The sequence below is a fragment of the Nitrospira sp. genome, from assembly GCA_030692565.1.
Classification (GTDB): Bacteria; Nitrospirota; Nitrospiria; order Nitrospirales; family Nitrospiraceae; genus Nitrospira_D.
Genome location: JAUYAO010000056.1, coordinates 23,615 through 35,365, shown reverse-complemented (window position 1 = coordinate 35,365; position 11,751 = coordinate 23,615). Strand labels below are relative to the sequence as shown.

General features: G+C 57.7%; 13 protein-coding genes. 7 read left to right on the top strand and 6 right to left on the bottom strand.

The window, feature by feature from the left end; all coding sequences use genetic code 11:
- Positions 1-4: 4 nt before the first annotated feature.
- The 3 genes from Q8N04_15470 to Q8N04_15460 are packed head-to-tail and all read right to left on the bottom strand — an operon-like array spanning position 5 to position 1,903.
- On the bottom strand, positions 5-964 hold the full coding sequence (locus tag Q8N04_15470) for a universal stress protein (GenBank protein ID MDP3092073.1): 960 nt from the start codon (positions 962-964) through the stop codon (positions 5-7).
- The gene (locus tag Q8N04_15465; protein ID MDP3092072.1) at positions 961-1,389 is read right to left on the bottom strand and encodes a cupredoxin domain-containing protein; all 429 of its coding nucleotides are present in this window, start codon (positions 1,387-1,389) and stop codon (positions 961-963) included. Before Q8N04_15465 ends, Q8N04_15470 begins: the two co-directional genes overlap by 4 nt.
- A 34-nt stretch (positions 1,390-1,423) precedes the next feature.
- Complete coding sequence (locus Q8N04_15460; protein ID MDP3092071.1) at positions 1,424-1,903, bottom strand: universal stress protein; 480 nt, start codon at positions 1,901-1,903, stop codon at positions 1,424-1,426.
- Between the two features lie 481 nt (positions 1,904-2,384).
- Here Q8N04_15460 and Q8N04_15455 point away from each other — a divergent pair, with 481 nt between their 5' ends.
- From Q8N04_15455 to Q8N04_15440, 4 genes are read left to right on the top strand one after another with little or no spacing between them, the layout of a single operon-like run.
- The gene (locus Q8N04_15455; protein MDP3092070.1) at positions 2,385-3,248 is read left to right on the top strand and encodes a universal stress protein; all 864 of its coding nucleotides are present in this window, start codon (positions 2,385-2,387) and stop codon (positions 3,246-3,248) included.
- Between the two features lie 16 nt (positions 3,249-3,264).
- The gene (locus Q8N04_15450) at positions 3,265-3,429 is read left to right on the top strand and encodes a zinc ribbon domain-containing protein (protein MDP3092069.1); all 165 of its coding nucleotides are present in this window, start codon (positions 3,265-3,267) and stop codon (positions 3,427-3,429) included.
- A complete protein-coding gene (locus tag Q8N04_15445) occupies positions 3,429-3,797 on the top strand; it encodes a cytochrome c (protein MDP3092068.1) in 369 nt (122 codons plus the stop codon). Before Q8N04_15450 ends, Q8N04_15445 begins: the two co-directional genes overlap by 1 nt.
- Positions 3,798-3,850: 53 nt before the next feature.
- Positions 3,851-5,272, top strand: a complete 1,422-nt coding sequence (locus Q8N04_15440) for a pentapeptide repeat-containing protein (protein ID MDP3092067.1) — start codon at positions 3,851-3,853, stop codon at positions 5,270-5,272.
- A 231-nt stretch (positions 5,273-5,503) separates the two neighbouring features.
- Here Q8N04_15440 and Q8N04_15435 read toward each other — a convergent pair whose 3' ends face one another.
- Positions 5,504-5,683 (bottom strand): hypothetical protein, encoded by a 180-nt coding sequence (locus Q8N04_15435; GenBank protein MDP3092066.1) that lies wholly within the window; start codon positions 5,681-5,683, stop codon positions 5,504-5,506.
- Positions 5,684-6,023: 340 nt separating this feature from the next.
- Here Q8N04_15435 and Q8N04_15430 point away from each other — a divergent pair, with 340 nt between their 5' ends.
- Positions 6,024-6,686: a dienelactone hydrolase family protein gene (locus tag Q8N04_15430; protein MDP3092065.1), complete on the top strand. Its 663-nt coding sequence runs from the start codon at positions 6,024-6,026 to the stop codon at positions 6,684-6,686.
- 14 nt (positions 6,687-6,700) lie between these two features.
- On the opposite strand, the gene cysC is transcribed toward Q8N04_15430, so the two are convergent.
- Together cysC and Q8N04_15420 are read right to left on the bottom strand one after the other, a co-directional pair.
- A complete protein-coding gene (cysC, locus tag Q8N04_15425) occupies positions 6,701-7,240 on the bottom strand; it encodes an adenylyl-sulfate kinase (GenBank protein MDP3092064.1) in 540 nt (179 codons plus the stop codon).
- A 109-nt stretch (positions 7,241-7,349) separates the two neighbouring features.
- Positions 7,350-8,438: a phosphotransferase gene (locus tag Q8N04_15420; GenBank protein MDP3092063.1), complete on the bottom strand. Its 1,089-nt coding sequence runs from the start codon at positions 8,436-8,438 to the stop codon at positions 7,350-7,352.
- 325 nt (positions 8,439-8,763) lie between these two features.
- Between Q8N04_15420 and Q8N04_15415 the strand changes: the two genes are divergently transcribed.
- Positions 8,764-9,318: an HPF/RaiA family ribosome-associated protein gene (locus Q8N04_15415; protein ID MDP3092062.1), complete on the top strand. Its 555-nt coding sequence runs from the start codon at positions 8,764-8,766 to the stop codon at positions 9,316-9,318.
- A complete protein-coding gene (locus Q8N04_15410) occupies positions 9,319-11,742 on the top strand; it encodes an ATP-binding protein (protein ID MDP3092061.1) in 2,424 nt (807 codons plus the stop codon).
- Positions 11,743-11,751: the final 9 nt, after the last annotated feature.

The following is an 11,751-nucleotide window of genomic DNA, read 5'->3' as shown; positions in this document are numbered from 1 at the left end:
ACACTTATGTGGTCATTCCGGGTAACACCCGGCGATGCCCCGAGGCATATTTCGGGCTGCGGACGGTGAGCACCGGGCAACGAGACTGGCGTAGCACCGCCTCCGCCACACTCCCGCTCAGTGCATGGGACAACCCGCGACGCCCATGCGTTCCCATGACAATCAGATCGGCCGGAATAGTCCTGGCACTGTCGAGAATCGATTCAAACGGGGTTCCCCCACGCACCTGCGAATCGGCTTGAATCTTGGCATCGGCCAGCGCCCGCGTCATATCACCCAATCGAGCCGTCAACCGCTCCCGCATCTCCTCCCGCTTGCCGCTATGCAAGAGCGTGAAATCCAAGCCGTAGGAGACAGGTTCCAGCACATGCAACAGCGTCAGAGATGCGCTATGCCGTTGAGCCATGAGTGCGGCGTACTCCACGGCTTCCAGGGAACAATCTGAGAAATCGACCGGGACCAGAATTCGATTGAGACTGATTCCCCCACACGGACCCGCCTCCGCTGAAGACACCTCATCCGAATCCATACGCACGGTGAGCACCGGATAGGGCGCCGTGCGAATGACTCGTTCTGCGGTGCTTCCGAGCAGCACATGCGCCAGACCGGACTTGCCTTTCGTGCCGACGACCACCAGATCCGAATCCTCCGCCTTCACGGCCGCCAACACCTCGTCACAAGGAATTCCTGTGGCGATCCGTGTATGCAAAGAAATCCCGCGAGCCGAGGCCCGCGCCTTCAAATCCACCAACTGCTTTGCCCCTGCTTTCATGAGCTCGCCGAGATAGACCTGGTTGACGGGATACTCCGGATTCATGCCGGGCGGGAACTCCAGCACCGTGAGGACGGTCAGCGTGGCCCGCCATGTCGCGGCCAGGCAACAGGCGTATTCCTCCGCCCGCAGGGCCCATTTGGAAAAATCGGTTGCCAGAAGAATGCGTGGTCTGTCGGTCTCTCCGCTCACACGGCCTCCACGTTCAAGAGCAGAAGCTCCCCGTTCATATTCGGATGGATTGAGCAGCGAAATTCGTGACGGCCAGGACGGGACATATTGAACCGCAATGCCGCATCCCGTTTGGCATCGAGGAAGACCCCCCCGACCCCTCGTCCATAGACAATCACGCCGTCCTTCTCCACCTGCGTCGGAATCCCTTCAAACATGGTTGAACCGAAATCGTGGCGCTCCGTATCCTCGTTCTTAATCCTGATCACCGTCGCCACACCCAGCCGAAGCGTGGTTTGCTTGGTCATAAACTTGAAATCCTTAATCGTGACGTCCACGACCTGTTCAGCCTGCGACCAGAGCGGAAGCTCCGCCCCGCTCCATAAAGCCCAGGTCATGCTCACCACGGTCGCCCATCCCCACATCCGCCCTCTCTGCGTTCTCATCGTGCCAGGCCTCCTTGATTGCAGATTATAGTGATCATCGCGGCTTCACCGGCAGCGGCACCGTCAGCACTGGACATCCTGCTGTCCGCACCACCTTTTCTGCCGTACTGCCAAAGAAAATCTTATCAACGCTCCCCGACCGTCCTCCGTAGCTGCCCATGACGACGAGATCGACCTTTTCGACCCTGGCAGTCTTGGCAATCTCCACAAACGGCGCGCCCTCTAACACGACCCGAGTCATCGCAATCCCCTTTGCCGCCTCGGAATCGAGCAATCGACGAACATTCAACCGGGCAAAATGCCGCAGACGCCGCTTCTGGGCCGTCCCATCAGACGGCACCGCAAGCAACCCCATCCGATTAAAAGCGCTGAGCGCGCTCGTGTCAATCACATGCGCCACCAGGACCTCGGCGCCGCACAGCCGCGCCAACCCGCAGGCCACCCGGAAGGCCTCTTCCGAGCAAGGCGAAAAATCCACCGGCACTAGAATGGAGGAAAACAATCTGTCTCCCATGGCAACCTCTCGACTCAACAGATCTCTCTCCCCTATCAGCAAGGCCAATGCCACTGCATCACAATCACGATCCTGAGACTGACCTCGCATAGAAACAACGGCTTGCTCGCCGCTGCCCATCCCGAACACTCCGGGCCTTCACTATTGTCTCTCCCATCGGGGAGGCCTGCTACAGTCGCGCGATGCCTCCTGGGGCAGAAGGCAACAGACGTTGCGCTCAGTGCAGAGGGACGCAGAAGGGCTCAAGACATCATTCAGCGAGAAACCCTTTCGTCCCTTGCGCTTTCACCTCACCCTCCTCCCCTGCGATCTGAAACGATGGAACGGCATTGGACTTGCTGACTCCACCGAGTAAGAGGAGACGCCTATGACACGCACGCACTGGATTCTGGTAGGAGCAATTGGGCTGGGTGTGGCGGTCGGCCTGTATCTCCTCTTCTTCTGTCCAACGGACTGTCACTGAGCAACAGAGAGGTCGCCGATGAAAATGCTGCTGGCCATCGATGGATCGGATCAATCCTATGAGGCGGTTCGTGCGCTCAAATACCTCTCCCGCGCTGAGGAATTGCATATTCTGCATATCCTGGATGTCCCGTCACCGGCCTATCCGATGATGGTGCCGGAAGTCGCACAAGAACTCTATACGACCATCGAGCGCACAATGCGCGAAGATGGCGCACGGTTGCTTGATCGCATTGTGTCGCTCCTGCCGATGGATTCTGGCCCCGTGACCAAACATATGGAGATCGGCTCACCCGCCGATCGGATCGTGGAGTATGCAGCGCAGCATCAGATCGACCTCATTCTTGTCGGAGGACGCGGGCTTGGACCGATCAAGGAACGGCTGATCGGCAGTGTCTCCCATCGGGTGCTCACCTTCTCCAAGAGCGCCGTCCTCATCCTGCCGAACTTTGTGAAGTCCCTAAAACAGGTGTTGCTGCCGCTGCAAGGATCACAAGACGCCGAGCGAGCGCTCTTGTTCCTCCGACAGCATCCATTCCGGGAAGCAGTCACGATCACTGCGCTCACGGTGCTCCCGCAGACCAGGCCGCCGTGGCCGGTCGACGCCGTCGCGGAGCGCGAAATGGAAGGCCAGGCGCTCCGGAGCGCCGAAAGCTTCATCAACTCCGTGGCAGCGGATCTGAAACAAATGGGCTACAGCACTCATGCGAAATCAACCTTGGGCGTTCCGGTCGAAGCGATTCTCCAAGAGGCCAAAGCCATCAGTGCCGATCTGCTGATGATGGGGTCCCGCGGTCGCCACGGGCTGAGCCGGATGGTGCTCGGCAGCGTCGCGCACGCGGTCCTTCATCATGCGCCATGTCCACTCTTGGTCTTCCACTAGCGGAGCCGTTGCTGATATGCCAATGTATGATTATAAATGTCTCGATTGCGGCAAAGAATCGCTGATCGTGGTGACTCTGAAAGAGCACGAACGCGGTGAAGTGCAATGTCCGTCCTGCGGCAGTAAGAAACTACAACAACTATTCACCTCATTCATTGCCCACACCACCAAGAAGAGTTGATGATGCACAAGACATCTCGAACGCTCGTATTCGCCGCCGGCGTCAGTCTCTTACTCAGTGCCCTGTCCGTTGCGGCCCAGGATCTTCCCGCCGACCTGCACCGAGGCAAGGCGCTGTATCAGAACCACTGCGCAACTTGCCACGGCCAAACCGGCTGGGGAGACGGCCCCACCGCTGCATCGCTCAGAGTCGCGCCGGCTAACTTCCATCTGTTTCGATCCTTTCTGAAATCCGATGAGGAGCTGCTGCGCACGATCGAACATGGGATCGTCTTCAGTCCCATGCATGCCTGGACCGGCAGCCTGACCGAGGGCCAAATGATTGATGTGTTGGCCTATGTGCGGCTGCTCTCCCAGCAAGGCAAGTGACATACCTCCATTGACTATTGCCCGTAAGAACGAACCATCTAGAGGAGACCGAGATGATCCATTCCGCCGTACGCCAGGGACTGTTCCTGTTGATCGTATCCACCATTGCCACAACCCCAATTCTGGCAGCAACCACAACACCTCCACCAAACCATGTCCAGCGATGCGAGCAACCACACAAGAAAAGCACCTTGTCTCCAGCCGCCATCCGCAGCACACTCCACGCACACCAGGAATGGCTCGAACAGCGAGACAGCCCCGGGCATAAACGGGCGGATTTCTGTGGAGCCGACTTACGGCAGGCCTCCCTCGAAGGGGCCAATCTCGAACGTGCCCGGATGGAAGGCGTCAACCTCAGGCAGGCCAATCTCAGACAAAGCATCCTGACGCAAGCCAGCCTTGCCGGCGCCGACCTCACCAAAGCCAACCTCGAAGACAGCAATTTAGTCGGTGCGGACTTGCGTCATGCCAAACTGACACATGCCAACCTCCTCCGTGCGATCGGCGATGAAGCGGCGCTGTACAACGCCGCGTTATCCGGCGCCCAGCTACACGATGCCATCTTCGAGCGAGCCCATTTCGAGGGAGCCGATTTATCGTCGGCTGACTTTACGAACGCGACGCTGGTCGACAGCTACCTCTACGGAGCCAATCTTCAGAAGGCAGTCCTAACCGGAGCCGATTTGATGGGTGCGGATCTTCGCCGGACCGACTTGTCGAAGGCCCTACTGCTTCAGACCAATCTGCAGGGGGCGCTGCTCGACGGAGCTCGCTTGAATGACGCCCGTATGATGGAAGCGGATCTAGAAAGCGCCTATCTGGATGATACCGACCTTCGACACGCCGATCTTCGCGATGCCATCCTCCGCGGAGCGGATCTCCGTCATGCAAATCTGGAGGGTACCCGCCTCGCACAAGCCGATCTTGAAGGCGCCAATCTGGAAGGCGCGCGCCTCATCAAGGCCTCACTCCAATCAGCAAAAATGCGCATGGTGATTCTCTACAAGGCTGTCATTGAAAAGGCCGACTTTCGCGACGCTAACCTGCATCATGCCGTCATGATCGGCACACACGGCGCCGACGCCGTCTTTACCAAAGCCGCCCTGCACGAGATCTATGCCCCCAAAGCATCCCTGCCTAGGGCACAATTCAATGAGGCCACACTCGACTCAGCCAATCTCGTCGCCGCCGATTTGAGTGATGCCAATTTCAGCCATGCGAATTTGACCCACGCCAATCTGCAGGAAGCCAAGCTGCAGAGAGCCTCATTCAATGGGGCAGATCTCAGCGGCGCACGCCTTGATGCGGCCGACATCCGTCAGGCGAACTTCTACGGAGCCAATCTGGCCTCATCGGCCGGACTGACCCAAGCGCAGCTGGATACCGCCTGTGTCGATAACCAGACTCTGTTGCCGGCGGAGCTCAGTCGACCGGCGCCTTGCGCAGTGACAAAGAAGAAAGCCGGAGGTCGATAGCTGGCATGCCGGCGGCGACGAAGCATGAGGGAGTTAAGAGGCAGCGGGGTGATTTAGGGTGAGGATAATCACGAGCGACAGAAAGAATCGACGTGACAGGCAACCTGCTGTGATCAGGCCATGAATGGTTGTGGCTGGGCCTCCACCTAAGAACTCCAGCCGGCACAGTCCCACAATTTCGACGATGCCGAACGCACCGTGCCGGAGTTCCAATGCCTAACGGACAACCGGTTAGGCAGCGGCGGTTTCAACTTCTTTCGCGGCTTTGGCAGCCAGACTGTTCTTGCGGTTGTTGGAGATCGTCCGATCAATGATCGCTCCGCAATTGACGCACTTCCAAGCATAAAACACCAGAAAGAAATCCGAGAAGCGCTCCAACATCATCAAGCCTTTGCATTTCGGACAACCCATGATTATTTCCTCCCCAGGTGAAAGTTGACGTATGCCTGAGGGGTTGAGCAAGTTGCGATCCAGTATTTCAGTTTTATAATTATCAATAACTTAGAATACAAATAGCCTAAAATTGTCTCTGTGGAGACTACTTATACGTACATTATTGTACAGCTTGTAGCATTTATACGCTGAGCATTGCTCGGGACATCGATTTCTGAAGAGTCTTAGTCAAAACCGTCTTCATGCGAGTACGCTTCTAGAGAAAATATTCACAGCAAAGATCAAAACGCTCTTTATTTTATTCTAACTTATTAACTACTTGCGAACGTAGTTCAAATATGAACGATCGGATCAAGCGATGATGACTAACCACGAGCACAATGTCCGGATCATCCAGGGAGCGCTGGCTCTTGAAAGCATCCTGGGCCTCCCGCCAGATCCAAGCGGTATCATCGTTTTTGCTCACGGCAGCGGCAGCGGCCGATTAAGTCCGCGAAACAACTTCGTAGCCCACCATCTGCAGCAGAACGGCCTCGCGACGCTGCTGCTTGACCTGCTCACGCCGGACGAAGCCGAGGATCGACGGAAAGTGTTTGCTATCGATCTGCTGGCCGATCGGCTGTTGCTGGCCAAAGCCTGGCTGGACGAAGACCCGCGCACAAAGAAGCTTGGCATCGGCTATTTCGGCGCCAGCACCGGAGCCGGTGCAGCGTTGCAAGCCGCTGCCAGAGACCCACAAAACATCCAGGCCATCGTGTCGCGAGGCGGACGGCCCGACTTGGCAGAAGCCTACCTGCCCTCGGTGACCGCGCCTACTCTGCTGATTGTCGGTGGATGGGATGAACCGGTGATTGAGATGAACCAATCAGCCTACGAAATGCTCAACTGTGAGAAGAAACTGATCGTCGTCCCCGGAGCCACACATCTATTTGAAGAACCAGGCACGCTGGAACAGGTTGCCAAGCACGCATGCAAGTGGTTTCTGCGGCACTTTCATCGAGAGGGAAAAGCAAAAGAATAAAAAGAAGCGGCTATTTACTGAAGAAATCGTTTCTTCACAAGCGCGAGAACATTCTCCGCCGCTGCGCTCGCCTGGACTTTCGTCGTATCGATGGTCAGATCCGGACTGACCGGCGGTTCATACGGGGACTGCAACCCCGGCACAGTGTTGGACTCACCTCGCTGTCCTCGTTGATACGTCCCTTTGTAGTCACGCTGCGTGCAGATTTCCAGCGGACATTCCACCGCCACTTCGATGAATCGGGGAATCAGTCTCCTGGCAAAGTCACGATGCTCACGCCGGGTGGCTGTGGCGTCAAAGATCACGGTCACGCCCTGCGCCACCAGCTTCGCCCCCATCAGCGCTAAAGCGCGGTAGAAGAGGTCCCGCTCGGCCTGCGAGTAGGTTGCCTCCGGCGTGAGCACACGCCTGACCTCATCCGACTCCAATACTTCCACTCTCAGGCCTTGCGCTTCAAGCTGCGGCGTGAGCGCCCTTACGATCGTGCTCTTGCCGGAAGCCGGCAGGCCCGTAATCCAGATGGCGAAGGCTCGTGAAGATCCGTGAATCGTCATTGGTCATTCGTCAATCGTGTCAGAAGAGCTTCCCCTCAAACATTACGACCTGTGCCATCCCCCGCCACCGCACTTCCCCCCGTTTGACGCTTGACGGTTGACGGGTCTTTCATCGACCACAATACTCATTCACCCGTGACGGATCGAAGCGCGGTGCAGCGAGGACCTGATCTATAAATCGAAAGATGGTTCGACGCACACCGATCGGCAACGTGGGATACCAGACAGGACTCGCCAGTACCAAGCCGCGAAACGCAAAGAACGGCGCCGCTGTTGCCGACACATCCTCATCGCCGCTTGCCTCGATATACTCCTCCCAAAACAGGCGGAAAAGCACTTCGTACGGCCCCTTCAGCCGTCCCCACCGGCAGAGTGAATAGAAGAAATAGTTGATCGTCATGGATGTCACGTCGTCCGCCGGTTCACCCCACTCCCCGCGTGAGCGATCGAGCACTGCGAAATCGACACCCTTCTTGAACAACACATTCCAAGGGTGGAAATCCCCGTGCACTTGCGACAATCGTTTAGTCTGTCCGCGCAGACGCCACCGCCAACGGTTGGCGGCATCCTCAATTCCGCGCAACAAGTCTTCCGTGATAAACCCGAACCGCTCGGGGTAACTGTCGGTCAGCCCCATGATGCATTCGCCGTGACCGATCAACTCCCGCAAACGGCGGCGGTATAAATCGGCATCCCGTTTCTTATGCGCGTGGATCTGCGCCAGATAACGCGCAAGGGCGACGGTCCGCTTGCGATCGAGCGGACGGAGCGATCGCCCCTCGGCGAGTCGTTCCAGATCTTCGTGATAACTTATCCCCTCGGTCCATTGATTCAGGACAAAGTATTCCCGCCCCTCTGCAACAGACAACAATTTCTGTGTGCCTGTAAAGATGCCGACGTCGAGCGCCTTCACATGCCGCGGGAGCCGTCCATAGGACTCGTAGTCCCACAACATCGCCTGCGCCCGATCAGCCATGTGCTCGTGCCCGAAGGGACCGGGCTTCATAGTTTCCAACACAGCCGACCGTACATCGTTGCCGACACGGAACGTCAGCTTGACCGGTATCCCATAGCCGTATTGTTTATGCGCACCTTCTGAACTTGCCTTTCCAATCACGCCGAACGACAGCAACGTAACGTCAGGTCCAAAACGCGACTGGAGATACTCTTCGAGAGCCTGTTTTCTCAGCGTCGGCATACAGAAATGACACGCAAGTCACATTCCAATCGAACAGCCATCTGAACGACCGCCTGTAACAGCGATCCCAACGATACATTTCCGCTTTCGCCATCTCCTACCTCCTCTCACGGTGCTGCAAGTGACGCATTGCGCTTCACCCGCATCACGATCACTGAGGAGAAATGCGCCAGTCTGCCTTGTCATTCACCGCGTGAAAAGTATGGCCATTCGCAAAACGGCGTAAACGATGGCCTCTTTCTGAGGCCATTCTCCAACCGGTGGATTTGACGCAAGCGGCATCCTGCTTGCTGATAGTTAGAACTGAAGAAAAGGAGGGCACCAGATGGACTTAGAAATCCAAAGCCGCAATGTTGAGATGACGCCCCGTTGGAAGACAGAAATCGAAGCGCGCATCGAGGATCTCCGGCGGGGTCATGATGACCTCACACACGGTCGTGTCACGCTGACAAAGAACCGCCATCACAAAAAGCAGGACCATGTCGCCGAGGCGCTCGTGGTCGTCACGCTACCCGGTCGGCATACTTTGACGGCCCGGAAGGAGGATAAGACATTCGAAGAAGCCATCCGGAGCGCCTTTGAAGCCGTGACGATTGAACTGCGGAAGTTTCGTGAGAAACGCGCACAGACCGAAGTACGCCTCTCACCTGTTCCGCCTAATCGCGGAGTGATCTGCAAGCTCTTCCCGAAGGAGGGCTATGGGTTCATCCTCCAGGAGGGCGGCGGGGAAGTGTATTTTCATGCGAATGCACTTCACAGCCTCACGTTTGAGCAGCTCGAAGACGGAACAGAAGTGGTGTTCGGAGTGGAGCAAGGCAAGAAAGGCCCCCAGGCCACAACCGTACAGCCACCTCCGGTGGTCGCAACGAAAGCAGTGTAGATGAGCACGGACAAATTTAGAGTTCCCGTTTCGATGCTGTCGCCCACAGTCGATCCCGCGCAGTTAGGGTTCGAAGACACGAGCGAACTCGAACCGCTCACCGATATTATCGGCCAGGAACGGGCGGTCGAAGCGCTGGAGTTCGGTCTCTCGATGAAGAGCCCGGGGTTCAATCTGTACGTCTCCGGCCCGGTCGGCACAGGGAAAGCCACCCTAGTCCGTCAGATGGTGACACGGCTGGCCCGGACAGCCCAGGCTCCTTCCGACTGGTGCTACGTCAACAATTTTCAGGACCCCTCACGGCCGGTCAGTCTCTCGTTTCCCGCCGGACAAGGCGGTGCCTTCAAAGGGGACATGGCCACGTTCATCGAGAGCTTCCGGCGTGACATCCCTGCCGCGTTCGAAAGCAAGAAGTACCTCGACGGCAAAGCCAAGCTGCATGACGAAACTGAGGCCAAGAAGAAAACGCTGTTCCAAGAGCTCACCAAGTTGAGTCTCGCCCGCGGGTTCGGGTTCGACGAAACGCCGGCGGGATTCGGACTCGTGCCGCTCAAAGACGGACATCCCATGACCGACGAAGCCATGGAGGCCATGACCGAATCAGAGCAACGGGACCTCACCGAACGCCGGCTCGCCCTCGAAGGCGAGATCCGTGACTTTCATGTGCGCCTCCACGGACTCGATAAAGAAATGGAGCACCAGCTCCGCCACCTCGATCACCAGGTGGTGACCAACGTGCTCGAAGGCCGGTATGAGACCTTACTGCGGTCCTACCAGAGTCTACCGGCGGTCTCCGCCTATCTCGAGCGAGTGAAAGACAACGTCATCCACCATTACAAAGACTTTCTTCCCCATGAAGGACCGGCATTACCCATTCCCGGCTTGGAACTCCGTCGGCCTGACATGACCCGCTATCTCGTGAATCTCATCGTCGAGCATGACTCGACCGGCGGCGCGCCCGTCATCGACGAATCGCACCCGACTTACACCAACCTGATCGGCAAAATCGAACGCCGCGCCCATATGGGCGTCATGTACACGGATTTCACTGAAATCCGTGCCGGCGCCGTCCTCCAAGCCAACGGCGGCTACCTGATCGTGAACGCGCTGGACATGTTGCATCAACCCTTTTCCTGGGACGCGCTGAAGCGAGTCATCAAAACGGCTGAAGTGAAAATCGAAGACCCCGCCGAATTCTATGGTTTCTCCACCGCCGGCCTCCGGCCGCAAGCCATCCCCGTCACGGTGAAAATCATCATGGTCGGGCCGCCCATGATCTACCACCTGCTCCAGGCCTACGAAGAGGACTTTGCCAAGCTCTTTAAAGTGAAGGCGGACTTCGACACGGAAGTGGTCCGAAGCGAACGGCAGGATCGCCAGTACGCCCGCTTCATCGCAAAGCTCTGCCGCGAAGAAGGGCTGCCGCACTTTGGCGCCGATGCGGTCGCCGAAGTGATTCGGCAAGCCTTCCGCTTTGCCGATCGGCACGACCGTCTGTCACTGCGATTCAGCCTCGTGAGCGACCTCATCCGCGAGGCCGGCTACTGGGCCAGGAAAGAAGGTCATTCGTTTGTGACGCGCGGAGATGTGGACGCGGCCATCGCGCACAAACGCCACCGGTCGAATCTGGCCGAACATTGGATCCAGGACGAAATCAAAGAAGGTACCCTGATGGTCGATCTCGACGGCGAGAGCGTCGGCCAGGTGAATGGTCTCTCCGTCCATGAACTCGGCGACTATGCGTTCGGCCGCCCCACCCGCATAACGGCGCGCACCTATGTCGGCACCAAAGGCGTCATCGATGTGCAACGGGAAGCGGAACTCGCCGGCAACATCCACAGCAAGGGCGTCATGACCATCGCCGGCTATCTGGCCGGCAAGTTCGCCGGACTACACCCCTTCGCCATGAGCGCGTCCTTGACCTTCGAACAAACCTACTCCGAGATTGAAGGAGACAGCGCCGCTGTCGCCGAGTTGACCGCAATTTTGTCCAGCCTGGCCGATCTGCCGATCCGGCAATATCTTGCCGTTACCGGATCCGTCAACCAATTGGGCGAAGTCCAGCCTATCGGCGGCGTCAACGAGAAAATCGAAGGATTTCTTGAATCCTGTTCACGGCGCGGCCTCACCGGCAAACAGGGCGTGATCATTCCGGCGCGTAATACGAAACATCTCGCGCTTCGCCGCGATGTAGTCGAAGCGGTGGAATCGGGACAGTTCACCGTCTACGCGGTGAACACGCTGGAAGAGGCCATTGAATTGCTCACCGGCGTGACGGCCGGAGAACGCGGTATCGACGGGGACTATCCTCCCGACACGGTGTTTGGCCGTGCCGCTCAACGCCTCGCCGAAATGGCCCTGGCCGTGGCGGAATGGGGTGAAGGCGAGGAACGACCCGGCGGACGGATCATCACGGAACCGTGAGCAACCGAG

Bases quoted from the DNA above. Each gene is read 5' to 3' on its own strand.
- Q8N04_15435 (MDP3092066.1), bottom strand. From the start codon at position 5,683: ATGGGTTGTCCGAAATGCAAAGGCTTGATGATGTTGGAGCGCTTCTCG.
- Q8N04_15455 (MDP3092070.1), top strand. From the start codon at position 2,385: ATGAAAATGCTGCTGGCCATCGATGGATCGGATCAATCCTATGAGGCG.
- Q8N04_15440 (MDP3092067.1), top strand. From the start codon at position 3,851: ATGATCCATTCCGCCGTACGCCAGGGACTGTTCCTGTTGATCGTATCC.
- Q8N04_15420 (MDP3092063.1), bottom strand. From the start codon at position 8,438: ATGCCGACGCTGAGAAAACAGGCTCTCGAAGAGTATCTCCAGTCGCGT.
- Q8N04_15415 (MDP3092062.1), top strand. From the start codon at position 8,764: ATGGACTTAGAAATCCAAAGCCGCAATGTTGAGATGACGCCCCGTTGG.
- Q8N04_15410 (MDP3092061.1), top strand. From the start codon at position 9,319: ATGAGCACGGACAAATTTAGAGTTCCCGTTTCGATGCTGTCGCCCACA.
- Q8N04_15465 (MDP3092072.1), bottom strand. From the start codon at position 1,389: ATGAGAACGCAGAGAGGGCGGATGTGGGGATGGGCGACCGTGGTGAGC.
- cysC (MDP3092064.1), bottom strand. From the start codon at position 7,240: ATGACGATTCACGGATCTTCACGAGCCTTCGCCATCTGGATTACGGGC.
- Q8N04_15430 (MDP3092065.1), top strand. From the start codon at position 6,024: ATGATGACTAACCACGAGCACAATGTCCGGATCATCCAGGGAGCGCTG.
- Q8N04_15450 (MDP3092069.1), top strand. From the start codon at position 3,265: ATGCCAATGTATGATTATAAATGTCTCGATTGCGGCAAAGAATCGCTG.
- Q8N04_15460 (MDP3092071.1), bottom strand. From the start codon at position 1,903: ATGGGAGACAGATTGTTTTCCTCCATTCTAGTGCCGGTGGATTTTTCG.
- Q8N04_15445 (MDP3092068.1), top strand. From the start codon at position 3,429: ATGATGCACAAGACATCTCGAACGCTCGTATTCGCCGCCGGCGTCAGT.